Consider the following 26,177-nt stretch of genomic DNA (forward strand, 5'->3'; position numbering starts at 1 on the left):
CTGAAGTCCGGCGCCGTTATGGGACCGGTGGGAGCGCCAGGTGGCAGCTGCGTGCCCCGGCTTCTCCTGAAGACCTGCGATCCCCACCGCCCCCCACCCCGCCGGCTGCGATCCGTCCGCGAACGCTCCGGCGCACTCAAGACCCATCGAGGCTTTCCCTTATGCGGGAAGTGAAACTTCAAGACCTCAAGTCCAAGACTCCCGTCGAGCTCCTTGCCTTCGCTGAGGAGAATGAGGTGGAGAACGCCAGCACCCTGCGCAAGCAGGAGCTCATGTTCGCCATCCTCAAGCAGCTGGCGGCCACCGAGACGGAGATCATCGGCGAAGGCGTCGTCGAGGTGCTGCAGGACGGATTCGGCTTCCTGCGCTCTCCGGAGGCCAATTATCTCGCCGGTCCGGACGACATCTACGTCTCCCCCTCCCAGATCCGCCGCTTCGGTCTGCGCACCGGCGATACGGTGGAGGGGCAGATCCGCTCTCCCAAGGAGGGCGAGCGCTATTTCGCGCTGCTCAAGGTCAACACGATCAATTTCGAGGACCCCGAGAAGGCGCGGCACAAGATCAACTTCGACAATCTGACGCCGCTCTATCCCGACGAGCGGCTCAAGCTCGAGCACGACGAGCCGGCCGGCAGCAAGAAAGACTTCTCGCCGCGCATCATCGACATCGTGGCGCCCATCGGCAAAGGCCAGCGCGGCCTCATCGTGGCGCCGCCCCGCACCGGCAAGACGGTGCTCCTGCAGAACATCGCCAAGTCCATCACCGCCAACCATCCGGAATGCTTCCTCATCGTGCTGCTCATCGACGAGCGGCCCGAGGAAGTCACCGACATGCAGCGCTCGGTGAAGGGCGAGGTGGTCTCCTCCACCTTCGACGAGCCCGCCGTGCGCCACGTGCAGGTCGCCGAAATGGTGATCGAAAAGGCCAAGCGCCTGGTGGAGCATGGCCGCGACGTGGTGATCCTGCTGGATTCCATCACCCGCCTCGGCCGCGCCTACAACACCGTCGTGCCGTCCTCCGGCAAGGTGCTCACCGGCGGTGTGGACGCCAACGCCCTCCAGCGGCCCAAGCGCTTCTTCGGCGCGGCCCGCAACATCGAGGAAGGCGGCTCCCTCACCATTATCGCCACCGCGCTCATCGAGACCGGCTCGCGCATGGACGAGGTGATCTTCGAGGAGTTCAAGGGCACCGGCAATTCGGAAGTCATCCTCGACCGCAAGGTCTCCGACAAGCGCGTGTTCCCGGCCATCGACATCACCCGGTCCGGCACCCGCAAGGAGGAGCTGCTGGTTCCGTCCGACACGCTCAAGAAGATGTATGTCCTGCGCCGCATCCTCAATCCCATGGGCACGGTGGACGCCATCGAGTTCCTGCTGGACAAGCTGCGGCAGACCAAGACCAACCAGGACTTCTTCGATTCCATGAACACCTGACGGTGCGCCGTGGCCGGGCCTGTCCCGGCCCGGTCCCTCCGGAACGAAGCCGCAACAGGCGCGCGAAGGCGATTCGCGCGCCTTTTGTTCGTCTGCTGTTCGGTGCGGCAGCCGCGCATCGCTCCGGAATGGAACATGGCCGGGCCAAGCCGACGGGGGCACTACCGGCGGTTCTTCCGGAGCGTCAGACCAGCCTTCAAGACGGGATTGCGGGGGACGCCCGGTGGGCATCCCGTGAGGAACAGACGGCCAACTTGGCTCCGGCAGCGATTCGCGCGCTTTTCGTTCCCCGGCTGTTCAGCCTGCGCTTCGCCATCGTCCCGAAATGGGACAAGCGAGAACAAAGGCAAAACAGGGTGCCGCGTCCGATTCGCCCCCATTCCGTTCCGGTGGTGTTCACGGACCTGGGGCGCCTGTGTCAATTCGGGGCGATGCCAGAGGCGCTCTTTCGGTTTGCCGGGGGAACTCCTATCTTTGAGGGCAGAAAGCGGGCTTGCCCTGCACGCAATTTTTTCGAGGATTGAGTGTCATGTTCATTCAGACGGAAACCACGCCGAATCCGGCGACACTGAAGTTCCTGCCCGGCCGTTCGGTGCTTGGGGAAGGCACGCTCGACCTGCGTTCGGTGGAGGATGCGGACCTTTCCCCCCTCGCCCAGCGCCTGTTCGACGTGCGCGGCGTCGCCGCCGTGTTCCTGGGCTCGGATTTCGTGACCGTGACCAAGCGGGATGCCGAGTGGCCGCAGATCAAGCCGGCCATCCTCGGCGCCATCATGGAGCATTTCATGTCCGGCGCTCCTGTCCTCTCGGAGGGCGTGAAGCCGGACACCTCCGATCTCGACGAATTCTTCGAGGAGAAGGACGCCGAGGTGGTGTCCACCATCAAGGAGCTGCTCGACACGCGGGTGCGCCCGGCGGTGGCCAATGACGGCGGCGACATCACCTTCCGCGGCTTCAAGGACGGCACCGTGTTCCTCAACATGAAGGGCTCCTGCTCCGGCTGCCCCTCGTCCACAGCCACGCTGAAGAACGGTATCGAGAACCTGCTCAAGCACTTCGTTCCGGAAGTGGAGCAGGTGCAGGCGGTATGACAGAACCGCGTCGTTAACCTTTCGGCAAAGTGAGCGGGGCGGGTTGCTTCCCCCCGTCGCGGTTTCGGTTGATCGTGGCGGCGATTGGGGCACCCGCGTACATGTATGTCCTTGCCATAGACACGGCGCTCGCCGCCTGTTCCGCCGCGGTGCTCGACACCGAGACGGACAGCATTGTCTCCGGTGATTCGCTGCTCATGGAGCGCGGTCACGCGGAGGCGCTCATCCCGCTCGTGGAGCAGGTGATGGCGGCGGCCGGGCTCGATTTCGAGCATTTGTCCCGCATCGCCGTCACCATCGGCCCGGGCAGCTTCACCGGCCTGCGCGTGGGCCTTTCCGCCGCGCGCGGCTTCGGCCTCACCGCCAACCGGCCGGTGGTGGGCGTGACCACGCTGGCGGCGCTTGCCGCTCCCTACCTTGCCCATGACGATGCCGTGCCGGTGGTGAGCGCCATCGATGCCCGGCACGGCCATGTGTTCCTGCAGATGTTCGGCGTCGGTGCCCGCACCCTCATCGCCCCGCGGGTGACCAGCGTGCGCGAGGCGGCGCGCTCGGTGGCGATCGGCGCGGTGCGCCTTGTCGGCTCCGGCGCCCAGCTGGTGGCGGATGCCTGGCCGCCCTCCGAGAAGGAGCCCTTGTCCGTGGACGACACGCCGGCGCCGGACGTGGCCTGGGTGGCCCGGCTGGGGGCGGTGGCGGATCCCGATGCGGCCGAGCCCCGCCCGCTCTATCTGCGCGCGCCGGATGCCAAGCCGCAGGACAAGGCCCGCGTCGCCCGCCGATGAAACGCCTGATCGAGTTTCTCTTCCCGCCCCGGCCGCCGCGTCTTCGGGATGCGGTGGCGGCGGATGCGCCGCAGCTTGCCGCCATCCACGCCCGCGCCTTCGCCCGTGGCTGGGGGCAGGACGAGTTCGAGCGCCTCATCGCCGAGCGCACGGTGCGGGCCCATGTGGCCTGCCTCGGCCGCAAGCCGGTGGGCTTCATCCTCTCCCACGCGGTGCCGCCCGAGGCGGAGGTGCTCACCCTGGCGGTGGTGACGGACCGGCGCCGGCGCGGCATCGGCCGGGCCCTGCTCGCCCATCACCTCGGCCGGCTCGCCAGCGAGGGCATCTCCACCTCCTTCCTGGAGGTGGAGGAAGGCAACACGGCGGCCCTCGGCCTCTACCGCTCCATGGGCTATGCGGAAGCGGGCCGCCGCAAGGGCTATTATTCCGGCGGCGCCGACGCCCTGATGCTGCGCCGGGATTTCTGAGGCACCGCGCCCCTTGCGGTGCGCGAACGGCGGGGCGATAAGGCGGATGTTGGCCCGCCCGTCCGGAGGTTACCCGCTTGAGCGGCAAGATCAGCGTCATCGAGGAAGCCTGCCTGGCCAAGGGCATGCGGATGACGGAACAGCGGCGCATCATCGCCCGCGTGCTGTCCGGCGCGCAGGACCATCCCGACGTGGAGGAACTGCACCGCCGCGCCGTCGCCATCGATGACAACATCTCCATCTCCACCGTCTACCGCACGGTGAAGATGCTGGAGGACGCCGGCATCATCGAGCGGCACGATTTCGGCGACGGCCGCGCTCGCTACGAGCAGATGCCCGACGAGCACCACGACCACCTCATCGACCTGAGGAGCGGCCGGGTGATCGAGTTCCAGAGCAAGGAAATCGAGGCGCTCCAGGAAGCCATTGCCCACAGCCTCGGCTTCAAGCTGCGCGGGCACCGGCTGGAGCTCTATGCCGTTCCCCTCGACGAGGACGACAAGCCGTGACCTCGCCCGGCGGGCCCCCGGGCCGGCCTGCGCCCGGCGACGGACAGCCGGTGGACGCGCTGGGGCCGGAGCGGCCCCTCTGGTCGCGCCTCATGGACCGCATCCGCCTCGGCGGCGTGCTGGCGGTGGTGGGCGTGGTGACGGCGGTCGGCATTCCCGCCCAGTGGCTGTCGCTCAAGGCCGGCCTGCCCACGCGCCGGACCATTCCCACCCTCTACCACCGCATCCTGCTGCGCCTCATCGGCGTGCGGGTGAGGGTGCGGGGGACGCCGGCCACGGGGCGGCCGCTGCTGGTGCTCGCCAACCACGCCTCCTGGCTCGACATTCCGGTGGTCGGCTCGCTCACGCCCCTGTTCTTCGTGGCGAAGAGCGAGGTGGGCACCTGGCCGGTCATCGGCCTTCTCGCCAGGTTCCAGCGCACGGTCTTCGTGGATCGCCAGCGCCGGCATGCGACCGGGGCGGTGAACAGGGAGATCGCCGACCGCCTCGGCCAGGGTGACCCGGTGGTGCTGTTCGCCGAGGGCACCTCCAGCGACGGCAACCGCGTGCTGCCGTTCCGCACGGCCCTGGTTGGGGCGGTGCGCGAAGCCTTCGCCACCACCGGGGAGGTGATGGTTCAACCTCTTTCGGTCGCTTACGTGCGCCTGCAGGGCGTGCCCATGGGCCGCTCCCATCGCGCAGTGGCCGCCTGGTTCGGCGACATGGATCTCGCGCCCCACCTGCTGGACGTGCTGCGCCATGGCGCCATCGACGTGGAGGTCAGCTTCGGCGCCCCGGTCGCCCTGGACGACACCCATGACCGCAAGAGCGTCACCCGCGCCTGCGAGACGGCGGTGCGCACCCTCACCGCCCGCGCGCTTGCCGGCCGGGTGGACTGAGCGGACCGCCGCGCCGGATTTCGCGCCCGGTTCGCCCTTGTGCCCGGCGGTCTCCTGCGGCATCACCGCACCATGACTTCCCTTGCCGCCCTCGGCTTCGGCTATTGCGCCCGCCATCTCCTGGCGGCCCATCCCGGCGCCTTCGCCCCCGTCATCGGCACCGCGCGCACGCCGGACCGGCTCGCCGACCTGCCGTCGGGGGTGGTGCCATTCCTGTTCGATGGCGAGGGCCTCTCCGCGCCGCTTGCCGCCGCCCTTGCGGGCACCGAGGTGCTGCTGGTGTCCGCTCCGCCGGACGAGCGGGGCGACCCGGTGCTCCGCTGCGCCCGCCCCGTGCTGGAGGCGGGCCGGCTGGCGCAGGTGGTCTATCTCACCACCCTCGGCGTCTATGGCGACCATGGCGGCGCCTGGGTGGACGAGGCGACGCCGCCCCGCGGCGGCAGCCTGCGGCTCGAACGGCGGCTGAAGGCGGAGGAGGAATGGTTCGGCTTCGGCCAGGCGAAGGGCGTGCCGGTGTCCGTGCTGCGCCTCGCCGGCATCTATGGGCCGGGGCGCAATGCGCTGGTGCAGCTGAAGGCGGGCGAGGCGAGGCGCATCGACAAGCCGGGACAGGTGTTCAACCGCATCCATGTGGACGACATCTCAGCCACCATCCTCGCCTGCGTGGCGAAGCGCTTCGACGGCGTGGTCAACGTCACCGACGACCTGCCGGCCTCCCCGGCGGACCCGGTGGCGTATGCGGCCGAGCTGCTGGGCCTGCCGGTGCCGCCGGCCATTCCCTTCGCCGAAGCGGCGAAGACCATGAGCCCCATGGCCCTCACCTTCTGGGCCGGCAACAAGCGGGTCGCCAACCGCCGCCTCAAGGAAGAGCTCGGGGTACGCCTTGCCTTTCCCACCTATCGCGAGGGGCTGGCGGCGTTGCGGGACGCGGAGCCGTGACGCTCAGGTTCGCTTGAAGGTGAGGTAGGTGGGCGTGCGGCCGCAGTCCATGGCCCATGCCTCGTAACGGGTGCCCGGCCAGTGGGGATAGGGCGTGCGCCAGTCGTCGGCGGTCTCCGCGGTCCAGCGGAAGGCGCCATGGGCGCGCACTTCGGCGAGCGTCCAGCCTACGTAATGGGGCACGTCCGAGGCCACCCGGAAAGTGCCGCCCCTGCGGATGACGCGGGCGAGGCGGTCGAGATTGTCGGCCCGCACGAAACGCCGCTTCCAGTGGCGGCGCTTGGGCCACGGGTCGGGATAGAACAGGTCCGCGCCCTCCAGGCAGCCGTCCGGCAGCCGGTCGAGCAGGAGGGCGGCATCCATGTCGAACAGGCGGATGTTCGCGAGGCCGGCCTTCTCCAGGTCCACCAGCATGCGCGCCATGCCATTGATGAAGGGCTCGACGCCGATGAAGCCGAAGCCCGGCCGCCGCGCCGCGTGGGAAAGCAGGTGCTCGCCGCCGCCGAAGCCGATCTCCAGCCACAGGCCCTCCGGCGTGTGGGGGAACAGGGCGGTGGGCGTCGCCCCCTCGTCCAAGGAGAGACGGTAGCGCGGCAGGAGGCGCACCATGGCATCCTGCTGGGCGCCGCGCAGCGACTTGCCGATGCGCCGGCCATAGAAGGCGCCGCGGCGTTCCTTGTCTTCGGTCATGGCGTGCATTTTATGCAGGTGATCGTAACGCAAGACGGCGGGCCCGATGAGCCCGCCGCCGCTTCGTGTGCTGGATGATCGCGGCTCAGCCCACGGCGGACTTGAGCGCGTCCACGAGGTCGGTCTTCTCCCAGGAGAAGCCGCCGTCCGCTTCCGGCGCGCGGCCGAAATGGCCGTAGGCCGCGGTGCGGGCGTAGATGGGCTTGGTGAGGCCGAGGTGCTCGCGGATGCCGCGGGGACGCAGGTTCATCACCTCGCGCAGCACCTTCTCGAGCTTGGCCTCGTCCACCTTGCCGGTGCCGTGCAGGTCCACATAGACCGCGAGCGGGTCCGACACGCCGATGGCGTAGGCGAGCTGGATGGTGGCGCGGTCCGCGAGGTCGGCGGCCACCACGTTCTTGGCGAGGTAGCGCGCCGCATAGGCGGCCGAGCGGTCCACCTTGGTCGGGTCCTTGCCGGAGAAGGCGCCACCGCCGTGGGGCGCCGCGCCGCCGTAGGTGTCGACGATGATCTTGCGTCCGGTGAGGCCGCAGTCGCCGTCCGGCCCGCCGATCACGAACTTGCCGGTGGGGTTCACGTGCCAGATGGTCTCATTGGAGATCCAGCCGTCCGGCAGGGTGCTGCGGATGTAGGGCTCGACGATGGACTTCACGTCGTGGGACGAGAGGTTCTCGTCCAGGTGCTGGGTGGACAGCACGATCTGGGTGACGCCCACCGGCTTGCCGTTCTCATAGCGGACGGTCACCTGGCTCTTGGCGTCGGGGCCGAGGGCATGGGTCTCGCCGGAGTGGCGGGCCTCGGCCAGGCTCTTCAGGACCTTGTGGGCGTAGTAGATGGGAGCCGGCATCAGCTCGGGGGTCTCGCGCACGGCGTAGCCGAACATGATGCCCTGGTCGCCGGCGCCTTCATCCTTGTTGCCGGCGATGTCCACGCCCTGGGCGATGTCGGCGGACTGGGCGTGCAGCAGCACGTCGATGTCCGCATTCTCCCAGTGGAAGCCTTCCTGCTCGTAGCCGATGTCCTTGATGGCGAGCCGGGCCGCGTGGGAAATGAGGTCCTTGGTGATGGAGGACGGGCCGCGCGTCTCGCCGGCGATCACCACCTTGTTAGTCGTGGCCAGGGTCTCGCACGCGCAACGCACGACGCCGGGATCCCAGCCTTCCGCCTCCGCCGTGCGGAAGAAGATGTCCACGACCTCGTCGGAGATGCGGTCGCAAACCTTGTCGGGATGGCCTTCGGAGACGGATTCACTCGTGAAGAGGTAGGACTGGCGCGCCATTGCTCGGCCTCATTTGCGTCCGCACCGCGTTGCGGGGTCGTGCTCTTTTGGCAACGCGGTTGCGAACGGTCAAGATCGCCTCGGCGAAAGCGTTCGGTAAAACGAACGTTATGATGAACGCCGGGGCGATGCGGCCTACGCTTCCGCCTCGCCGGCGATGGCGATGACGAGATCCACGATGCGACGCCGAACCTTAGGGTCGGAGATCCGCATGAAGTTGCGCGTCAGCGTCAGGCCGTCGGAGGTTGCAAGGAAGTCGGAGACATAAGCGGGAGACTGCTCTTCCGAGAAGCCCTCGCCTTCCGGCCCCACCGTCGGCGCGCCTTCAAAGAAGAAAGCCACGGGAACACCGAGGACGGTGGAGATCTGCTGCAGACGGCTGGCCCCGATGCGATTGGTGCCCTTTTCGTATTTCTGGATCTGCTGGAAAGTGATGCCGAGGTGCTCGCCCAGCTTCTCCTGGCTCATGCCCACCATCATGCGGCGCATCCGCACGCGAGAGCCAACGTGTTTATCGATAGGATTCGGCGCCTTCTTGACCATGGTCTCTCCGGCTGTGTCGGAAAAGATTACTCGATACTTCGCAAAGCGAAGGCTGCCCTGATCGCCGGGAACATAAGGACACATTGCGCGAGCGTCGATCAACTTAAGCGTGTAGCACAACCGCAAAGGGGTGCTGCCGCAAGCGTGAGCGCGGCCAGTAGGAGCCCGGCAAGGATGGTGCCGGCAAAACGTCCCGCAATGGGAACCGTTTCCAACGCATTGGGCAAAGGACCGTCCACGACCCCTTCGTCACCGAGCGGGAGCGATGCGACGATTCGCCCTACCGGATCGATGATCGCCGAGATGCCGGTATTGGCCGCCCGCACCAGGGGAAGCCCCTCCTCCACCGCCCTCAGGCGGGCCTGCGCGAAGTGCTGGTAAGGCCCGGGCGTTTTTCCGAACCATGCGTCATTGGTCAGGTTGAGGAGAACGCCGGGCCGCGGGCCGGACGGAATTACCTTTCCGGGAAAGATAATTTCATAACATACAAGCGGTGACGCTAGGGGCAGCCCCGGCACCCTCAGGGGCTGGAGCGTCCCGCCGGAGGAAAATCCGCCGCGTACACGCGTAAGTTGTTCAAGCCCGAGACGTTCCAAAGTGGCCTGGAGGGGCAGGTATTCCCCGAACGGCACGAGGTGAACCTTGTCCGTGGTCTCCAGCACCCGCCCGTGCGCATCCAGCACGCGGATGGAATTGAAGAACGGGGAGACCTGCCCTTCGGGCGGCTGGTCGTAGCGGATGGCCCCCGTCACCAGCGTCACGTTCGCCGGCAGCGTCTCCGCGACGTCCGCCGCCGCCCAGGGCTCCCGCTCATAGATGAAGGGGAAGGCGGATTCGGGCCAGACCAGCACGCTCACGTCGTTCAGCCCGGCGGGATAGGCCGGGCTCGGCCGGGTGGAGAGCTTCAGGTAATTCAGAAGGATCTCCCGCCGGCGGTCGTAGGCGAACTTCTTGTCCTGCGGCAGGTTCGGCTGCATCACCCGCAGGGCTACGCCGGGAACGTTGCCCACCTGCGTCACCGCAAGCCGATGGGCGCCCCAGGCCGCCGCGCCGGCCATCACCACCGCTGCCAGCGCCGCCGCTGCCACGGCCCCGCGGCCGCCGGGCCGCAACAGGAGCGCCGGCGTTGCCAGCAGCAGCACCGCGAAGAAGGTGAGCCCATAGACGCCCACCACCGATGCGCCCTGCATCAGCATGAGGGATTCGGAGAAGGCGTAGCCGTAGGTGTTCCAGGGAAACCCCGTGAGCACGTGCCCGCGCAGCCATTCCGCCCCGGTGAGGCCGAACGCCAGCGCGAACACCCGGAGCATGGAGCGCGACCACAGCAGCCGGGCCATCACCGTCCCGAGCGCGGTGAAGAGCGCCAGGCCCGCCGGCATGGCGATGACCGCGAACGGCAGCAGCCAGCCGAACACGTCGGCTTCCACCAGCAGCGCGTCGCCGATCCACCACAAGGAGGCGACGAAATAGCCGAAGCCGAACCACCAGCCGATGCCCGCCGCCGCCATGAGGCGCTGCCGCGGCGGTCCGCGGGTGCCGTCGAGGAGGATGACCAGCGCCGGAAAGCTCAGCGCCAGCACCGGCCACAGGCCGAACGGCGGCATGGCGAGGGACCCGAGCGCGCCCGCGCCCCAGGCGACGAGGCGCCGGCGCCAGCCTCCGGCGAGGCCGAGCGCGAGCAGGCGCTGGCGCAGGGTGAGCCGGGGGCGCGGGGATACGAAGGCTGCGGTTGGGTTCAATGCCACGTCTTCAGGCTGGCGGCGGCTCGTCCGCATCCGACGCGCCCATGGGCTCGGCACGCGGGGGGATGATGCGCAGCTTCTTCACCCGGCGGGGGTCGGCCTCCAGCACTTCCGCCTCGAAGCCGCCCGGCAAGGCGATCAGCTCCCCCTGCCGGGGCACGCGCGAGGCGATGGAGACGAGCAGGCCGCCCAGGCTGTCCACCTCCTCCAGCGCCTCTTCGGTGGCGAACGTGGGCCCCAGCACTTCCACCGCCGCTTCCAGCGGCGTGCGGGCATCGGCCAGGAAGCTGCCGTCCGGCTGGCGGGTGAGGAGCGTCTCGGCCGCCTCGTCGTGCTCGTCCTCGATCTCGCCGACGATCTCCTCCACCACGTCCTCGATGGAGACGAGGCCGTCGGTGCCGCCGTATTCGTCGATGACCAGGGCGAGATGGGTGCGGGCCGCCTGCATGGACACCAGCAAATCCACCGCCGGCATGGAGGGCGGCACGTAGAGGAGGCGGCGGATGAGGCCTGCGTCCTCCAGCGAGCGGTCGAGGTTCACCACGCCGAGGTCGAGCTTGCCCGTGGGCTCGTTCGCCACGTCGCCGGCAAGGACGGCGATGAGGTCGCGGATGTGGACCATGCCCACCGGGTCGTCCAGCGTGTCGTCATAGACCACCAGCCGGGAATGGCCGACGGAGACGAAGAGCCTCAGGAGCTCGCCCAGCGACACGTCCTTGCGCACGGCGACGATCTCGGCGCGGGGCACCATGATGTCGCCGATGCCAACCTCCTTCAGGTGAAGGATGTTGCGCAGCATCTTGCGCTCGGACGGGGTGAATTCCCCTTCCTCCTCGGGCGCCTCCGCCGCGTCCAGCACCTCCACGAGGTCGGTGCGGAGCGAGCCGTGCGGACGGAACGTGCCGAGGAGGGCACGCAATCGATCGAGAAAACTCTGCGGCTCCGAAGAGCTGACCTCGGTCGGTTGGTCGATGTTGGACATGGCCTCGTCTTCGCTAAGGTCCGTCAGTCCTGCGGCAGCGCATAGGGATCGTCGATCCCGAGCCCCGCGAGGACCTGCCGTTCCAGCGCCTCCATTTCCTCTGCTTCGTCGTCTTCGATGTGATCGTAGCCCATCAGGTGCAGCGTGCCATGCACCACCAGGTGGGCGAGATGGTTGCCGGGCGTCTTGCCCTCGTCCGAAGCCTCGGCTTCGAGCGTCTCCAGCGCGACGATGATGTCGCCGAGCGGCTGGGGCGCGTCCACGCCCTCCGGCAGGTCGGGCTGGGGGAAGGAGAGGACGTTGGTCGGCTTGTCCTTGTCGCGCCAGTCCCGGTTCAACACGCGGATGCGCGCGTCGTCGGTGAGGGTCACCGACACCTCGCAGGGCAGCGGCACGTCCTCCCCGCAGGCGGTGAGCGCGGCTTCCACCGCGCGGATGGCGATGGCCTCCGCCTCCGGCAGGGCGGACCAGCCGTCCGCCTCCACCAGCACGTCGACGGCGACGGCGGGCTCGTCCTCGGGCACGAGGGAAGGGGCAGCCACGGCTCAGGCCCCCGTCCGCGAGGTGCGCGCGACGGCGGCTTCCAGCTTCGCGGCGTCGAGCTTCTCGTAGGCGGCGACGATGCGGCCGACCATCTCGTGGCGCACCACGTCCTCGGCCTTGAAGTGGCACACCCCCACGCCCTCGATGCCTTCCAGCAGGCGCACCGCCTCGGACAGGCCGGAGACCTGGCCGGCGGGAAGGTCGGTCTGGCTGGCGTCGCCGGTGACGATCATGTGCGAGTTCTCGCCCAGGCGGGTGAGGAACATCTTCATCTGCATGGAGGTGGCGTTCTGCGCCTCGTCCAGGATCACCGCGGCGTTGGAGAGGGTGCGCCCGCGCATGAAGGCGAGGGGTGCGATCTCGATCTCGCCGGACTGGATGGCCCGCTCCACGAAGGGGCGGTCCATGAGGTCGTAGAGCGCGTCGTAGATGGGGCGCAGGTAGGGATCCACCTTGTCCTTCATGTCGCCGGGCAGGAAGCCGAGCCGCTCGCCCGCCTCCACCGCCGGTCGCGAGAGGATGATGCGGTCCACCATCCGCCGCTCCAGCAGGTGCACCGCATAGGCCACCGCCAGCCAGGTCTTGCCGGTGCCGGCGGGCCCGGTGCCGAACACCAGGGTGTGGCGCTTCAGGGCGCGGATATAGGCGTCCTGCGCCGGGGTGCGGGCCCGCACGGGCCGGCGGCGCAGCTGGATCTCGTCGAAGGACTGGCGGTCCTCGGAGGGGTCGAAATCGAACAGGGAGCCCTGGGAGGTGACCTCACGGATGGCGCCGTCCACGTCGCCCTGGGCGATCTCGCGGCCCTTGCGGAGCGCGTCGTAGAGGTGCTCCAGCACGGCGCGGGCCTGCTCGCAGGCATCGCGCGCGCCTTCCAGCGTCACGTGGTTGCCGCGGGAATCCGCCTTCACCCCGAGCTTGCGCTCGATGAGGGCGAGGTTGCGCCCGTAGTGGCCGAACAGCAGCGTGGCGAGCCGGTTGTCGTCGAAGGCCAGCACCACATGGGCCGGGCCCTCGTCCTCCAGACTCGCCCACGGGGCGGTCACGGCCGCGCGCGCCGGGCCGGTGGGGGCCAAGGGGCGATCTTGGGGGCGATCTTGGTGGCGATCGACGGGGCGGTCGCGCTGGTCGCTGCCGGGTCTGCGCAAGCTCAGGCCTCCATGGCCGCAAGCGGCCGGGATAGGACGGACGAAGGGGAAGTCCCGGCCTCACCCACCGGCACCCCCGCGAGGCTGTTCGGCCCCACGTCGGTGATGGTCACGGTGAGGAGCTCGCCGACATGGGCGGGCGGATCGTTCACCACCACGCTCTGCAGATAGGGCGAACGGCCGATGAGCTGGCCCGGCTGGCGGCCGGGCTTCTCCAGAAGGATCTCGAAGGTCTTGCCGCGGCAGGAGGCGTCGAACGCCGCCTTGGAGGCCTCCAGCAGGTGCTGCAGCTCGGCGAGGCGCTCGGCCTTCGCCGCCTCGGGCACCTGCGCCTCGTGATCGGCCGCCGGGGTGCCGGGGCGCGGGCTGTACTTGAAGGAATAGGCGCTGGCGAAACCCACCCGGCGGGCCAGGTCCAGCGTGTCCGCGAAGTCCGTCTCGGTCTCGCCGGGGAAGCCGACGATGAAGTCCGAGGACAGCGCCATGTCCGGCCGCGCGGCGCGCATCTTCTCGATGAGGACGAGATAATCCTCGCGCCCGTGCTTGCGGTTCATGGCGGCGAGGATGCGGTCCGAGCCCGACTGCACCGGCAGGTGCAGGTAGGGCATCAGCTGCGGCAGGTCGCGGTGGGCGGCGATGAGGTCATCGTCCATGTCGCGGGGATGGGAGGTGGTGTAGCGCAGCCGGGCGAGCCCCTCGATGCCGGCCATGCGCTCCATCAGCAGGGCGAGGCTCCACACCGTGCCGTCCGGACCCTCGCCGTGGAAGGCGTTGACGTTCTGGCCGATGAGGGTGATCTCGCGCACCCCCTGGTCCACCAGCCGCGCCGCCTCGTCCAGGATCTTGCCGACCGGCCGGGACAGCTCGGCGCCGCGGGTATAGGGCACCACGCAGAAGGTGCAGAACTTGTCGCAGCCCTCCTGCACCGTCACGAACGCCGCCGGCCCACGGGAGCGCGTCGCCGCGCGGGTGGGGGCGGGCAGGTGGTCGAACTTGTCCTCGACGGGAAAATCGGTGTCCACCACACGCTTGCCGGCCCGGGCGTCGGCGAGCAGCTCCGGCAGGCGGTGGTAGCTCTGGGGGCCGACCACCAGGTCCACCACGGGCGCGCGGCGCATGATCTCCGCGCCCTCGGCCTGGGCGACGCAGCCGGCCACCGCGATCATGGTGTCGGAGCCGGCCTCCTGCTTCTGCTTCCTGAGGCGCCCGAGCTCGGAATAGACCTTCTCGGCGGCCTTCTCGCGGATGTGGCAGGTGTTCAGGATGACGAGGTCCGCCTCGGCGGGATCCTGGGTTTCCACGAAACCCTCGCGTGCCAGGGTGTCCGCCATACGATGGGAATCGTAGACGTTCATCTGGCAGCCGAAGGACTTGACGTAAAGCTTGCGGGGCTCGTGCATGTCGCCTGTTCTGTCGTCCTGATCCTCGCGCATGGGCGCGACGCGATCGTGACGCCAGCTGTTCTCGCCCCCCTTGTGGATCCGTGAAGAAACAATCCTATCGGCAAACGGCGGGATTGGGAACAGGCCGGGACTTGAGCCTGTCGAATCTCCGCGCCCGAAGGGTCGGCCCGGGCAGGCCGTCTCGGACTGTCGTCACCCGCCGGCCTGTCCGGCGGGTCCGCCGCGCCGCTCGCTCTCCGTCCGGGAGCGCGGAGCCACCCGTGGGCGCGCCGGCCAAGCCGGGGCATGACGTGCGTGAGGATCATCGAGGGGGTGCGAGGACGGTCCATTCCGCCCGCACATCCGCGTCGTCCTCCCGGGAAAGATGCTGTTGCTTCAGGCGGTGAACCGCCTCCGCCTCCGCCAGCTTCCCCAGCGCCCACACCGCCGCCCCGCGCACCAGCGGTTCGTCGTCCGCGAGCCGCGCCTCCACCCGTGGCAGGAAGCCGGCATTCCCGGAGTTTCCCATGGCAATCAGAACGTTGCGCACGAAGCGCGCGCGCCCCACCCGCTTGATGGGGCTCTTGGGGAAGCGGGCGCGGAAGGCGGCATCGTCCAGCCCGGCCAGATCGGCCAGCGGCGGGGCGTCGTTCTCCGCCCGCGCCGCCAGCTTCGCCTCCCGGCCATCCTGCGCGAACTTGTTCCAGGGGCAGGCGGCCAGGCAGTCGTCGCAGCCATAAATGCGGTTGCCCATGAGCGGACGCAGGTCGGCCGGGATCGGCCCCTTGTGCTCGATGGTGAGGTAGGAGACGCAGCGCCGCGCATCAATGACGTAGGGGGATGGAAAGGCCCCGGTGGGGCAGGCGTCGAGGCAGGACTGGCAGGAGCCGCAATGATCCCCTTCGGCTGCGGTGGGCTGCAGCTCCAGCGTGGTGGCGATGGCGCCGAGGAACAGCCAGGAGCCGAAGTCCCGCGACACGAGATTCGTGTGCTTGCCCTGCCAGCCGAGGCCCGCCGCCGCTGCCAGCGGCTTCTCCATGAGCGGGGCGGTATCCACGAACACCTTCACGTCCCCAGAGAGGCCGCGGCTGCCCGCCTCGGCGAGGAGCGCGCGGGCGACGCGCTTGAGCCTGGGCTTGATGATGTCGTGATAGTCCTCCGCCCGCGCATAGACGGAGATGGCGCCGGCGGTGCGCTGTTCCAGCACCTTCCGGGGGTCTTCGGCCGGGCCGTAGTTCAGCCCCAGCATGATGACCGAGCGGATCTCCGGCCACAGGGTGCGGGGATCGGCCCGGCGCTCCAGCGTCTCGGCCATCCAGCCCATGTCCCCATGGGCGCCCGTCGCCACCCAGGCCTTGAGCCGGGGGGCGGCCGCGGCAATCGCGTCCGGCCGGGCGATGCCGAGGGCGTCGAAGCCCTCCCCGGCGGCAAAAGCCGCGAGGCGGGCCTCGAGCCCGGCGGGGGGAGGGGTCAGAAATCCAGGTCCGCGTAGGTCTTGGAGGGGGGCATCCCCGGGATGCTCTCGTTCAGCAGGGCGCGGAAGGTCGGCCGCGACTTGATGCGCGCATACCAGTCCCTCGCGTGCTCGTCCTCGTCCCACGGTACGTCGCCCAGATAGTCGGCCACCGACAGGTGCGCGGCTGCGGCCAGGTCCGCCTGGCTGATGCGCTCCCCCGCCAGCCATTTGCGGGCCTTCGCCAGCCAGCCGATATATTTCAGATGATAGCGCAGATTGCTGCGCGCCATGCGCAGGGCCGTGGCGTCCGGCGGGCCGCCCCCCTGCTCGCGGTTCATGTAGCGCTTGTGGATGCGCTCGCGCACCAGCGGCTCGGTGGCCTCCACATACATCTTCTCGTGGAACCACTGGGTCAGCCGCCGCACCTCCACGCGCCCGGCGGGATCCTCCGGCAGCAGGCGATGCGGGGCGAGGGCGAGGCCGCGGGTCTCGTCGAGATATTCGGCGATAATGGTGGCGCCGGGCACGGAGGCCTGCATCTCTTCCACGATCACCGGCGTCTCGCCGGCAGGATTGAGGGCAAGGAAGCCGGATCGGCGTTCCCACACGCGCTCCTCCACCAGCTCCGGCTCGAGCCCGTATTCGGCGAGCAGCAGGCGGACAAAGCGGGAATGCGGGCAAAAGGGATGATGATGCAGATACATGGGCCGATTTGCGCCGGGGGTCGAAGGGGAGGAGGCCAGTCGCCCGGCTTCCCCATTCTTAGAGTCCGATCCTTTCCGATTGGTTCCATCGCGCTGCATCGCATCCGTAGTTTCCCGATGCCGGCAGCGGGGCGACAAACATCGTGAAGGAATGACGAAGGGCGTACCGCAATCTTCCCCAACGTCGGCTGGGGACAGGGAATTTCTGGAACCCGGCGCGGGTAGGCGCGTGCCGCCGCCGCTGTTGCAGCCGGGCAACAGGCGGCGCACAAATGGCGCTGCATTGCGCTCCGGAAGCCCGGTTCGCCGCCGCGCCTGATTGCACCTGCGAAGGCGTCGGAACAGGATGGCGGCCCACCCGAACCGCTTCCCCGGAACTGCACGACATGACCCTCGGCGACATGCTCGAAGCCCTCGCACTTGGCCTGCTGGAAGGGTTGACGGAGTTCATCCCGGTCTCATCCACGGCGCATCTTCTGCTCGCGGGCCACTTTCTCGGCTTCGAGAGCAACGGCCACACCTTCGAGGTGCTGATCCAGCTCGGCGCGGTGCTCGCCATCCTTACCGTCTATTTCCAGCGCTTCCTCCATGTGGCGCAGCAGCTGCCCACCAATCCGGGGGCGCGGCGCTTCGTCATCGGCGTGCTGGTGGCGTTCCTGCCGGCGGCGGTGATCGGGGCGCTGGCGCACGGCTTCATCAAGAGCGTGCTGTTCGAGACGCCGGCCCTCATCTGCGGCACGCTGATCTTCGGCGGCATCATCCTGCTGTTCATCGACAAGGTGGTGCCGGAGCCGCGCTACAACAATGCCATGGGGCTGCCCTGGCACATCGCGCTCATCATCGGCTTCTTCCAGTGCCTCGCCATGATCCCCGGCATGTCGCGCTCGGGCTCCACCATCGTCGGCGCCATGCTGATGGGCGTGGACAAGCGCGCGGCGGCGGAATTCTCCTTCTTCCTGGCGCTGCCCACCATGCTGGGGGCGTTCGTCTACGACCTCTACAAGAACCGCAGCAACCTGTCCTTCGACGACGGGCTGCTCATCGTCATCGGCTTCGTGGCCGCCTTCTGCGCGGCGGTGCTGGTGGTGAAGTCGCTGCTCGATTTCGTCTCCCGCCACGGCTACGCGCCGTTCGGCTGGTGGCGCATCGCTGTGGGTGTGGCCGGCCTCGTCGGGCTCGCGCTGGTGGGCTGAGGCGGTCGCCCGGCGGCCGTCTCAGAAGTCGCTGGCGATGCCGCCGACTTCCCAGTCGCCGTAGCGCACGGGCTCCGGCCCGTCGCGGCCGTTGATCTCCTTCGGCCGGTCCTTGACCGCGGCGTCGATGGCGGCACGGCGGGCCTCGGCCTCGGCAAGGGCCCGCTTCGCGGCCTCGCTCAAGGGCTTGCGGGCCGGCTGCACCTTCTCCTCGTCCATATCGCATCTCCATCGGACAGGTTGCGGCGGCGCCCCAACCTTTCCCCATTCTTGCACCCGCGGCGCAAAGCATGCTAGCTGCGCCGCGCCTTTCAAGGCTCGACCCTCGTTCGGGCTCGTCCGATCAACGCTTTCAAATGGAGATGCGCATGGCCACGCAGAATGGCGGCCCCAACCCGAATGCGGCGCCGTCGCTGAACGTGCTCGCGCAGTACACCAAGGATTTCTCGTTCGAGAATCCGAACGCGCCGCGCTCTCTCGCCGCGCCGCCGAGCCAGCCGGACGTCAACATCCAGATCCACGTCAACGCCAAGCCGGGCGGCAATGGCGAGTTCGAGGTGGAGCTGAAGATCGACGGCGGCGCGAACGTGAACGGCGAGACGCTGTTCGCCTTCGAGCTCGTCTATGCGGGCATCTTCCGCATCCTCAACGTTCCGGAGCAGAGCCTGCAGCCGGTGGTGCTCATCGAGTGCCCGCGCATCCTCTTCCCCTTCGCCCGCCAGATCATCGCCGATGCGGTGCGCAATGGCGGCTTCCCGCCCCTGATGATCGATCCGGTGGACTTCGCCGCCCTCTATCAGCAGCGCCTGCAGGCCGAAGGGCAGCAGCGCTTCCAGGCCGGCCAGGCCTGAGGCTGGCGTCGCGAGGCCTTCCGGGGCTCCGCCTCCCGTGTTTCCGCCGCTGCGAGCGCCCGCTCGCGGCGGCGTTGTTTTTTCCGGCGGGGTGCTGGCGTATCCTCCCGCCGTACCGCCCCGGTGGGGTGAGATGACATAAGAGCGTCGACACCCGGCAAGGGTGCGCAATGGGCGCGCGCAACGAACGCGCGCCTCGGGAGAGAAACCTGCGGACGGCGATGAGATCCATTCGCTTCAGGCTCGCGGCCCTGACCGGGGCGGCGGCATTCTTCGCCGTGCTTGCGGCGCTGGGCGTGCTCCTGGCGGCGGGCGCGGCCGACCGCGCGCTGGAGGCCGCCATTGCCGCGCAGCAGCGGCTCGACCTGCTCACCGAGATGTCCGCGCGCCTGTCCGAGTTCGGCCTCGCCGCCGTGGCCGATGCTGAGCACCCCACCGCCGACCGCGCCCGGATCGAGGAGGCGCGCTCACGCGTGTCGGGGCTGCTGGAGGCGGCCACCGTGCGGGCGGCCTCCGCCGGTCCCGACGTGGTGGGGCAGGCCCGCGAGAGGATGACGGCGCACCTGCGCGCCGATTTCATCGTGCTCGACCGCCAGATCACCACCGCTCTCGCCGAACCTGACGGGACCCGCCGCACCGACCGGGTGCGGGGCGCCCTCAACGCCTTCGCCGCCGCGGTCGGGCCCACCCTGTCCCTGCTGGTGGAGAGCGAGCGGCGTGGCGTCACGGCGGCGCGGGAGGAGGCCCTCGCCCTTTCCCTGCGCCTGCGCATCGGCGCGGTGGCGGTGGCCGTGCTGGTGCTGATCGCGGCCCTGGTGCTGCACCGGGCCCTCGCGCGCCCGCTCCTCGGCCGCCTCGCCGAGATCGACCGGGCGGCGGCGGCCATCGGCCATGGCGATCTGGGGACGCGCCTTGCCATCGGTCCACGGGACGAGCTCGGCCTGCTGATGGCGCGCTTCAACCGCATGGCCGCAAGGCTCGGCCGGCGGGAGCGGCGGGTGGCGGACGACCGCGCCATGCTGGAGAAGACCATCTCCGAGCGCACCGCCGACCTGACTGCCGCCAACGCCCGCCTTGCCGCCATCGACGCCTCGCGGCGGCGCTTCTTCGCCGACGTGAGCCACGAGCTGCGCACGCCGCTCACCGTCATCATCGGCGAATGCGACGTGACCCAGCGGGCCGCGGCCATCCCCGAGGATCTGTCGCGGTCGGTGCTCACCACCATCCGCAAGCGCGCCGGCGGGCTGCATCGCCGGGTGGAGGATCTTCTGCGCGTCGCCCGTTCGGAGAGCGGCGAGATCGATCTGGTCTTCCAGGACGTGCTGCTCGCCCCGCTGCTCGCGGAGGCGGTGGCCAGCTTCGAGACGCCAGCCCGGCGCCGCAACGTGGCGCTCAGGCTCGACGGCGACGCCCGGGACGTTCTGGTCCATGCGGACCGGGAATGGCTGCGGCAGGTGGTCGAGGGCCTCATCGACAATGCCCTGCGCCATGGCGGCCCGGTCCGGACCATCGTGGTGGCCCATGCCGTGGTCACGGGGGAGGGGCCCCCCGCCTTGCGCATCACGGTGACGGACGACGGGCGCGGCATCCCGTCGGAGGCGCGCGCGCGCCTGTTCGAGCGCTTCGCCCGCGGCGAGCGGCTGGGCGACGGCACGGGCTTCGGCCTTGGGCTGGCCCTCGCCGAATGGGTGGTAACGCGTCACGGCGGGCGTATAACACTCGAGGACGCGGAGGGCGGCGGAACGCGTGTCGCCATCGTGCTGCCGCACCCCGCCGCCGCCATCGGCGGGCAGGGGGCCGGCCTGCCGACGGATGCCGGGGACGGGGCGGACGGACTGGAGACAAGATGAACATTCTGGTGGTCGAGGACGACAGCGACATCGGTGCCATGCTGAGCCGCGGCCTTTCCGCCGAGGGCTTCGACGTGACGGTGGTGGGTCGCGCGGACGAGGCCCTCGACACGGCGCGCCAGTACAATCCCTGCGCCGTTCTCCTCGACATCATGCTGCCCGACGGCTCCGGCATCGATGTGTGCCGCGCCCTGCGCGATGCCGGCCATTCCGGACCGATCCTCTTTCTTTCGGCCAAGGACGAAGTGCACGACCGCGCCGAGGGCCTCTCCGCGGGAGCGGACGACTACATCGTGAAGCCGTTCGTGTTCGGCGAGCTGGTGGCGCGCCTGCGCGCCCATCTCATGCACCGCTCGGGCGGCGCGCAGGACCGGCGCATCATCGCCGGCCGCCTGGTGCTCGACCTTTCCACCCGCACCGCCATGTTCGGCGAGATCCACGTGCGCCTCACCGAGCGCGAGGCGGAACTGCTCGCCCTGCTCATGGGCAGCCCCAACCGCCCGGTGCCGCGCGGCGAGATCTTCGACCGCCTGTGGGCCAACCAGGGCGGCGCCTCGCTGAACGTGGTGGATGTCTATGTGGGCTACCTGCGCACCAAGCTCGCGCCCATCAGCAAGGCCGGCGGTCCGCAGGTGGCGACCGTGCGCGGCCGCGGCTTCATGCTGGACCTCGCCGGCTCGGCTCCCGCGCACTGACCCGCTTCCGGGCGGCACCGGGCGGCAGACGGAATCCGCCGCCCGGGCTACCGGCTCCGGTCAGGGCTTGGAGCAAGCCGTCAAATCTTCATGGGGGGTTGCACAACCGCCTAGAGCCAGTTCGTGTTCGAACATGCGATCCAGATCGGCCGCAGCCGGGGGGCATTTTTGTTTCACCCTTCAAGGGACCCTTGCCCATCGCCCCGGTCTTCGACCGGTGTCGGTCGGGCCCGTCCCTGTGCCGCGCGGGCTTGGCACGGCCGCTATTGGTATGAGCGCCCCTTGATCCTGAAGGCGGTTTTGGCGCCGTGCCGTTTCGTGTGCGGCGCAGCATCATATTTTGCTTGCGGGACAGAGGTAGAGTGACAATATTTGAAATCACTGTAGTGAATTTCATCATTACAGTGCGTTCTTAGGATCTTCTTATGAAGATCAGGGGCGCAACACAGGAGGAAGCATCATGCGTTGGAACAAGCCTCAGGTGTGCGAAGTCTGCGTCGGCATGGAAGTCACCGCCTATCTGCCGGCCGACTTCTGATCCAGGGTGGTCGGTGACCGGGAACGGGGAAGCAGGAGCGTTCGACGCGTCATGCAGGTGATCGTTCTCGGTTCAGCGGCCGGCGGCGGCGTTCCACAATGGAACTGCCGCTGTCCGGTGTGCCGGCTGGCGTGGTCCGGAGATCCGCGCGTCGAGCCGCGCACCCAGTCGAGCATCGCTGTCTCGGCGGGGGGCGGCGCGTGGGTCCTCCTGAACGCCTCGCCCGACCTTCGGGCGCAGATCAGCGAGACACCTGCCCTTCATCCCAGATCGGGCGACCGCGACAGTCCCATCCGCGCCGTGGTGCTCACCAATGGTGACGTGGACCATATCGCGGGCCTGCTCTCCCTGCGCGAGAGCCAGCCCTTCGATGTCTACGGCACCGCCGACACGCTCGGCCTCATCCGCGAAAACCAGGTGTTCGACGTGGTGTCGCCCGCCTTCGTGGGCCGGCACACGGCTGAGTTCGGGGTTCCTTTCTCGCCCGCGACGGGGCTGGAGATGGAATTCTTCACCGTGCCGGGGAAAGTGCCCCTCTGGCGCGAGGATGCCTCCCTCGTCATCGGCGAGGAGAGCGGCTCCACCGTGGGCGTGACGGTGAAGGCCAACGGCCGCAGGCTCGTCTATGTGCCCGGCTGCGCCGCGGTCACGCCGGCCCTGCGGGAGCGTATCGCCGGGGCGGATCTCCTCTTCTTCGATGGCACGCTATATCGCGACGACGAAATGATCGCCGCAGGCGTCGGCACCAAGACCGGCGCGCGCATGGGGCACCTGTCCATGGCCGGGGACGGCGGCACGGTGGAGCTCCTCAAGGATGTGCCGGTGGAGCGGCGCGTCTTCATCCACATCAACAATACCAACCCCGCCCTCATCGACGGATCGCAGGAGCGGCGCGCCGTGGAGGCCGCCGGCTGGACCCTCGCGCGGGACGGGATGGAGTTCTCCCTATGACCGTCCTTGCCGTAGCCACGCCGCCGCTCGTTTTCCCGCCGCTACCCTCGCCCCGCGAGCCGCTTTCACCCGAGGGGCTGGAGGCGGCCCTGCGCGAGGTGGGTGCCACCCGCTACCACAACCTCCACCCGTTCCATAAGCTGCTGCATTCCGGCAGGCTGAACCGGGATCAGGTGCGCGCCTGGGCGCTCAACCGCTATTGCTACCAGTCCGCCATCCCCCGCAAGGACGCGGCGCTCATGAGCCGCTGCGACGACCGCGAGCTGCGCCGCGAATGGCTGCACCGCGTCACTGACCATGACGGCTTCGGCGAGGATTCGGGTGGCATCGAGCGCTGGCTGGTGCTCACCGACGGGCTCGGCCTCGACCGCGACTATGTGGTGTCGAAGGAGGGCGCGCTGCCGGCCACCAAATTCGCGGTGGAGGCCTATGTGCGCTTCGTCGCCGATCACTCGCTGCTGGAGGCGGTGGCCTCCTCCCTCACCGAGCTGTTCGCCCCGGGCATCCATGCCGAGCGCATCTCCGGCATGCTCGCCAACTATGACTTCATCAACGAGCGCGTCGTCGCTTATTTCCGTCGTCGCCTCGATCAGGCGCCGAAGGACGCGGACTTCGCCCTGGACTACGTGAAGCGGAATGCGCGCACGGCCGAGCAACAACGCGCCGTCATCCGCGCCCTCACCTTCAAGACGGAAGTTCTCTGGGCGCAGCTCGATGCGCTTTACTTTGCGTATGTGGAGCCCGGCTGGCCCGCCCCCGGCGCCTGGCGCCCCGGCGTGGCGGTGAGCGAGGCGACCCATCCATGAAGGCCGAGGAGACCGACGTTCCCCGCCTCCCGCGTGGCGTGAAACTGAAGTATGATCAAGTGCGTTCCCGTCACGTGCTGCTGGCGCCGGAGCGCGCCTTCGACATCGACGAGACGGCGGCGACGGTCCTGGAGCTGGTGGACGGCACGCGCACCTGCGGCGAGATCGTCGATGCGCTGGCCGCCCGCTATGACGAGAAGCGCGAGGTGATCGCCGACGACGTGCGGGACATGATCGGCGACCTCATCGCGCGACGGGTGATCGAGCGATGACTATCGAGACCGTGCAGCGGGAGCCCGGCGCCGCGCCGCGGCCGCAGGAGGCCCCACCCGTGGGCCTGCCCATCGGCATCCTGGCGGAGCTGACCCACCGCTGCCCGCTGCGCTGCCCCTATTGCTCGAACCCGCTGGAGCTGGAGCGCCGCGAGGCGGAGCTGGACACCGCCACCTGGAAGCGCGTGCTGAGCGAGGCGGCCGCGCTGGGCATCCTGCATGTCCATCTCTCCGGCGGCGAGCCCACGGCCCGGCCGGATCTGGTGGAGCTGACCGCCCATTGCGCGGCGGAGGGGCTCTACACCAATCTCATCACCTCCGGCATCGGCCGCGCCAGCGGGATGATCGGCGCGCTGGCGGACGCCGGGCTCGACCACGTGCAGGTTTCCCTGCAGGGGGCCACGGCCGAAACCGGCGACCATATCGGCGGCTACAAGGGCGGCCACGCGGCGAAGCTCGAATTCGCGAAGCAGGTGACCGACCTCGGCCTGCCGCTTACCGTCAATGCCGTCATCCATCGCGGCAACATCCACGAGGTGGAGGCCATCATCGACCTCGCCGTGGCGCTGAAGGCGCGGCGGCTGGAGGTGGCGCACACCCAGTATTACGGCTGGGCCTATGCCAACCGCGCCGCACTGATGCCGGCCCGCCCCGACGTGGACCGCTCCGTCGCCCTGGTGGAGGCGGCGCGCAAGCGGCTCGAGGGCGTTCTGGTCATCGACATGGTGATTCCGGACTATTACGCCCGCTATCCCAAGCCCTGCTCGGGCGGCTGGGGCCGGCGCACGCTGAACGTGACGCCCACCGGCCGCGTGCTGCCCTGCCATGCGGCGGAGAGCATCCCGAACCTCGAATTCTGGAACGTGCGCGAGCATGCGTTGGGCGACGTCTGGCGCTCCTCGCCGGCGTTCAACGCCTTCCGCGGCACCGCATGGATGTCCGAGCCCTGCCGCAGCTGCGAGCGGCGGGAGATGGACTTCGGCGGCTGCCGCTGCCAGGCCATGGCGCTGCTGGGGGATGCCTCGGCCACCGATCCGGCCTGCGCGAAATCGCCGTTCCATGCCCGGGTGGAGGCGCTGGCCAATTCCGAGGCGGCGGCGGTGCCGCCCGATTATATCTATCGCACCATCGGCGGCGCGCCGACGGTGCGCACGGAGGGTGCATGAGCGCGCGACGCTTCCTCGGCCTCACTCTGGCGCTCGCGGGCGGACTGTTTGCGGCGGGCCTCCTGGTGGAGCCGCGCATCGCCGGGGCGGCCGAGGGCGCGCCCCAGTCCGCTCCTCAGCCCGCTCCTGCCGCGCCCGAGGCCGCCGATCTGCTGTTCGAGACGCCGCAGCTCGTGAATGCGCCGGCGGACCAGCCGCTGATCTATCGCTACGTTCGCAAGGTGAGCGATCCGGAGCTGGGTCCCTCGTTCGAGGACGTCATCCGCCTTCAGGTGGCGCCCGCCGCCCAGGGTGGGGATGCGCGGGACGTCACCGTCCAGCTCTTCACCGGCGAACACCGCCGCGCGGCCGGGCCGTTCGAGGGCGTCACCACCAATCCGGCGCTGATGCTGTTCCTGGAATCCCATCTGGTCGAGCTGTCCGGCCGGCTGAAGGGCAATCCGCGTTATTTCAAGAACACCATCCGCGCGGGCCTGCGTGACAAGGCCACCGTCACCCCGGCGGAGTTCACCGTCGACGGGCGCACGCTGAAGGGCTGGCGCGTCAGCGTGAGCCCCTTCAGGGGCGACCCCAATGCGGTGCGCATGCGCGGGCTCGACACCCTGACCTATACGTTCGACGTCTCCCCGCAGGTGCCGGGGCAGCTCGTGAAGATCGACATCGCAGCCGACGCGCCCGGCGGGCGGCTGTGGGAGGAGAGCATCGCCTATGATCCGAAGGGCTCCTGAAGCCGCGCTCCTGCTGCTTCTCGCCGCCGGTGCCGCGCATGCCGCGCCGGCGGTTGAGAACGACTATCCCACGTCGGCGCGCGTCGATTACGTCATCGGCTGCATGGCGGCGAACGGCCAGTCGCGCGAGGCCATGACGCGTTGCGCCTGCTCGGTCGACACGCTCGCCTCCATCCTGCCCTACGACCGCTACGTGGCGGCGGAGACGATCCTGTCCATGCGCCAGGGCGTGGGGCAGGCGGCGAGCATCTTCCGCAACACGCCCCAGTATGACGACGTGATCGCGGACCTGCGCCGCGCCCAGGCGGAAGCCGAGGTGCAATGCTTCAAATAGCGCGTTTCGCAGCGCACAACATCTGCTCGCATCTGCCGCACAAGTGACGGGTTTTCTGCCCCTCGCGCCTATGTTAGCTTGCCATTCAAGAACAGACGCATGGCGCACGGAATCTTTCCTCCGAAGCGCACTGCAACGACAAGCGGGCAACCGCCGCGGCGTCTTGATCGGGACCTTCAACCCCCAAGGCAAAGCCATGGCCAACGACCGCTACCAATCCGTCCGT

The 26,177-nt window shown here is 69.1% G+C and carries 29 protein-coding genes; 18 read left to right on the top strand and 11 right to left on the bottom strand.

What is annotated here, in order from left to right; translation table 11 throughout:
• Window positions 1-161 precede the first annotated feature (161 nt).
• The 7 genes from rho (at window position 162) to V5F59_RS23290 (ending at window position 6,101) form a co-directional block, all read left to right on the top strand.
• On the top strand, window positions 162-1,433 hold the full coding sequence (rho, locus tag V5F59_RS23260) for a transcription termination factor Rho (protein ID WP_393982800.1): 1,272 nt from the start codon (window positions 162-164) through the stop codon (window positions 1,431-1,433).
• 529 nt (window positions 1,434-1,962) lie between these two features.
• Window positions 1,963-2,523, top strand: a complete 561-nt coding sequence (locus V5F59_RS23265; protein ID WP_393982801.1) for a NifU family protein — start codon at window positions 1,963-1,965, stop codon at window positions 2,521-2,523.
• A gap of 101 nt (window positions 2,524-2,624) precedes the next feature.
• Window positions 2,625-3,308 (top strand): tRNA (adenosine(37)-N6)-threonylcarbamoyltransferase complex dimerization subunit type 1 TsaB, encoded by a 684-nt coding sequence (tsaB, locus tag V5F59_RS23270; protein WP_393982802.1) that lies wholly within the window; start codon window positions 2,625-2,627, stop codon window positions 3,306-3,308.
• Complete coding sequence (gene rimI, locus V5F59_RS23275; protein WP_393982803.1) at window positions 3,305-3,775, top strand: ribosomal protein S18-alanine N-acetyltransferase; 471 nt, start codon at window positions 3,305-3,307, stop codon at window positions 3,773-3,775. The genes tsaB and rimI overlap by 4 nt, the downstream gene beginning before the upstream one ends.
• A 125-nt stretch (window positions 3,776-3,900) precedes the next feature.
• Window positions 3,901-4,284, top strand: a complete 384-nt coding sequence (locus V5F59_RS23280) for a Fur family transcriptional regulator (protein ID WP_393982829.1) — start codon at window positions 3,901-3,903, stop codon at window positions 4,282-4,284.
• Entirely contained in the window at window positions 4,281-5,162 is an 882-nt protein-coding gene (gene olsA, locus V5F59_RS23285; protein ID WP_393982804.1) for a lyso-ornithine lipid O-acyltransferase, read from the top strand. Before V5F59_RS23280 ends, olsA begins: the two co-directional genes overlap by 4 nt.
• Before the next feature lie 72 nt (window positions 5,163-5,234).
• A complete protein-coding gene (locus tag V5F59_RS23290) occupies window positions 5,235-6,101 on the top strand; it encodes an SDR family oxidoreductase (RefSeq protein WP_393982805.1) in 867 nt (288 codons plus the stop codon).
• Window positions 6,102-6,104: 3 nt separating this feature from the next.
• Here V5F59_RS23290 and trmB read toward each other — a convergent pair whose 3' ends face one another.
• From trmB to V5F59_RS23340, 10 genes are all read right to left on the bottom strand, one after another.
• Window positions 6,105-6,791, bottom strand: coding sequence for a tRNA (guanine(46)-N(7))-methyltransferase TrmB (gene trmB / locus V5F59_RS23295; protein ID WP_393982806.1), 687 nt, complete (start codon window positions 6,789-6,791; stop codon window positions 6,105-6,107).
• Between the two features lie 85 nt (window positions 6,792-6,876).
• Window positions 6,877-8,070: a methionine adenosyltransferase gene (gene metK, locus V5F59_RS23300; RefSeq protein ID WP_393982807.1), complete on the bottom strand. Its 1,194-nt coding sequence runs from the start codon at window positions 8,068-8,070 to the stop codon at window positions 6,877-6,879.
• A 135-nt stretch (window positions 8,071-8,205) separates the two neighbouring features.
• Window positions 8,206-8,613 carry a helix-turn-helix domain-containing protein gene (locus tag V5F59_RS23305; protein WP_393982808.1) on the bottom strand — a complete coding sequence of 136 codons (408 nt, stop codon included), beginning with the start codon at window positions 8,611-8,613 and terminating at the stop codon, window positions 8,206-8,208.
• 98 nt (window positions 8,614-8,711) lie between these two features.
• Window positions 8,712-10,358 carry an apolipoprotein N-acyltransferase gene (gene lnt / locus V5F59_RS23310; RefSeq protein ID WP_393982809.1) on the bottom strand — a complete coding sequence of 549 codons (1,647 nt, stop codon included), beginning with the start codon at window positions 10,356-10,358 and terminating at the stop codon, window positions 8,712-8,714.
• Between the two features lie 4 nt (window positions 10,359-10,362).
• Window positions 10,363-11,337, bottom strand: coding sequence for a hemolysin family protein (locus V5F59_RS23315; RefSeq protein WP_393982810.1), 975 nt, complete (start codon window positions 11,335-11,337; stop codon window positions 10,363-10,365).
• Window positions 11,338-11,360: 23 nt separating this feature from the next.
• Window positions 11,361-11,879, bottom strand: a complete 519-nt coding sequence (ybeY, locus tag V5F59_RS23320; RefSeq protein WP_393982811.1) for an rRNA maturation RNase YbeY — start codon at window positions 11,877-11,879, stop codon at window positions 11,361-11,363.
• Window positions 11,880-11,882: 3 nt separating this feature from the next.
• Window positions 11,883-12,923 (bottom strand): PhoH family protein, encoded by a 1,041-nt coding sequence (locus V5F59_RS23325; protein ID WP_393982830.1) that lies wholly within the window; start codon window positions 12,921-12,923, stop codon window positions 11,883-11,885.
• 104 nt (window positions 12,924-13,027) lie between these two features.
• Window positions 13,028-14,425 carry a tRNA (N6-isopentenyl adenosine(37)-C2)-methylthiotransferase MiaB gene (gene miaB, locus V5F59_RS23330; RefSeq protein WP_393982812.1) on the bottom strand — a complete coding sequence of 466 codons (1,398 nt, stop codon included), beginning with the start codon at window positions 14,423-14,425 and terminating at the stop codon, window positions 13,028-13,030.
• 304 nt (window positions 14,426-14,729) lie between these two features.
• Window positions 14,730-15,881 (bottom strand): tRNA epoxyqueuosine(34) reductase QueG, encoded by a 1,152-nt coding sequence (gene queG, locus V5F59_RS23335; RefSeq protein ID WP_393982831.1) that lies wholly within the window; start codon window positions 15,879-15,881, stop codon window positions 14,730-14,732.
• The gene (locus V5F59_RS23340) at window positions 15,878-16,567 is read right to left on the bottom strand and encodes a glutathione S-transferase family protein (RefSeq protein WP_393982813.1); all 690 of its coding nucleotides are present in this window, start codon (window positions 16,565-16,567) and stop codon (window positions 15,878-15,880) included. The genes queG and V5F59_RS23340 overlap by 4 nt, the downstream gene beginning before the upstream one ends.
• A gap of 386 nt (window positions 16,568-16,953) precedes the next feature.
• Between V5F59_RS23340 and V5F59_RS23345 the strand changes: the two genes are divergently transcribed.
• Window positions 16,954-17,760: an undecaprenyl-diphosphate phosphatase gene (locus V5F59_RS23345; RefSeq protein WP_393982814.1), complete on the top strand. Its 807-nt coding sequence runs from the start codon at window positions 16,954-16,956 to the stop codon at window positions 17,758-17,760.
• Window positions 17,761-17,781: 21 nt separating this feature from the next.
• On the opposite strand, the gene V5F59_RS23350 is transcribed toward V5F59_RS23345, so the two are convergent.
• A complete protein-coding gene (locus tag V5F59_RS23350; protein WP_393982815.1) occupies window positions 17,782-17,979 on the bottom strand; it encodes a DUF1674 domain-containing protein in 198 nt (65 codons plus the stop codon).
• A gap of 149 nt (window positions 17,980-18,128) precedes the next feature.
• Between V5F59_RS23350 and secB the strand changes: the two genes are divergently transcribed.
• From secB to V5F59_RS23400, 10 genes are all read left to right on the top strand, one after another.
• Entirely contained in the window at window positions 18,129-18,611 is a 483-nt protein-coding gene (secB, locus tag V5F59_RS23355) for a protein-export chaperone SecB (protein ID WP_393982816.1), read from the top strand.
• Between the two features lie 221 nt (window positions 18,612-18,832).
• Window positions 18,833-20,461: a sensor histidine kinase gene (locus V5F59_RS23360; RefSeq protein WP_393982817.1), complete on the top strand. Its 1,629-nt coding sequence runs from the start codon at window positions 18,833-18,835 to the stop codon at window positions 20,459-20,461.
• A complete protein-coding gene (locus V5F59_RS23365; RefSeq protein WP_393982818.1) occupies window positions 20,458-21,156 on the top strand; it encodes a response regulator transcription factor in 699 nt (232 codons plus the stop codon). The genes V5F59_RS23360 and V5F59_RS23365 overlap by 4 nt, the downstream gene beginning before the upstream one ends.
• Before the next feature lie 460 nt (window positions 21,157-21,616).
• Complete coding sequence (pqqA, locus tag V5F59_RS23370; protein ID WP_081437156.1) at window positions 21,617-21,694, top strand: pyrroloquinoline quinone precursor peptide PqqA; 78 nt, start codon at window positions 21,617-21,619, stop codon at window positions 21,692-21,694.
• A 51-nt stretch (window positions 21,695-21,745) separates the two neighbouring features.
• Complete coding sequence (pqqB, locus tag V5F59_RS23375; protein WP_393982819.1) at window positions 21,746-22,645, top strand: pyrroloquinoline quinone biosynthesis protein PqqB; 900 nt, start codon at window positions 21,746-21,748, stop codon at window positions 22,643-22,645.
• A complete protein-coding gene (pqqC, locus tag V5F59_RS23380; protein WP_393982820.1) occupies window positions 22,642-23,451 on the top strand; it encodes a pyrroloquinoline-quinone synthase PqqC in 810 nt (269 codons plus the stop codon). The genes pqqB and pqqC overlap by 4 nt, the downstream gene beginning before the upstream one ends.
• A gap of 59 nt (window positions 23,452-23,510) precedes the next feature.
• Window positions 23,511-23,723, top strand: coding sequence for a pyrroloquinoline quinone biosynthesis peptide chaperone PqqD (gene pqqD / locus V5F59_RS23385; protein WP_393982821.1), 213 nt, complete (start codon window positions 23,511-23,513; stop codon window positions 23,721-23,723).
• Window positions 23,720-24,889, top strand: coding sequence for a pyrroloquinoline quinone biosynthesis protein PqqE (pqqE, locus tag V5F59_RS23390; RefSeq protein ID WP_393982822.1), 1,170 nt, complete (start codon window positions 23,720-23,722; stop codon window positions 24,887-24,889). The genes pqqD and pqqE overlap by 4 nt, the downstream gene beginning before the upstream one ends.
• Window positions 24,886-25,617, top strand: a complete 732-nt coding sequence (locus tag V5F59_RS23395) for a porin family protein (RefSeq protein ID WP_393982823.1) — start codon at window positions 24,886-24,888, stop codon at window positions 25,615-25,617. The genes pqqE and V5F59_RS23395 overlap by 4 nt, the downstream gene beginning before the upstream one ends.
• A complete protein-coding gene (locus tag V5F59_RS23400; protein WP_393982824.1) occupies window positions 25,598-25,951 on the top strand; it encodes a hypothetical protein in 354 nt (117 codons plus the stop codon). Before V5F59_RS23395 ends, V5F59_RS23400 begins: the two co-directional genes overlap by 20 nt.
• The last annotated feature ends 226 nt before the right edge of the window (window positions 25,952-26,177 follow it).

The organism is Xanthobacter nonsaccharivorans (assembly GCF_043194755.2).
In the GTDB taxonomy this organism is placed as follows: domain Bacteria; phylum Pseudomonadota; class Alphaproteobacteria; order Rhizobiales; family Xanthobacteraceae; genus Xanthobacter; species Xanthobacter autotrophicus_G.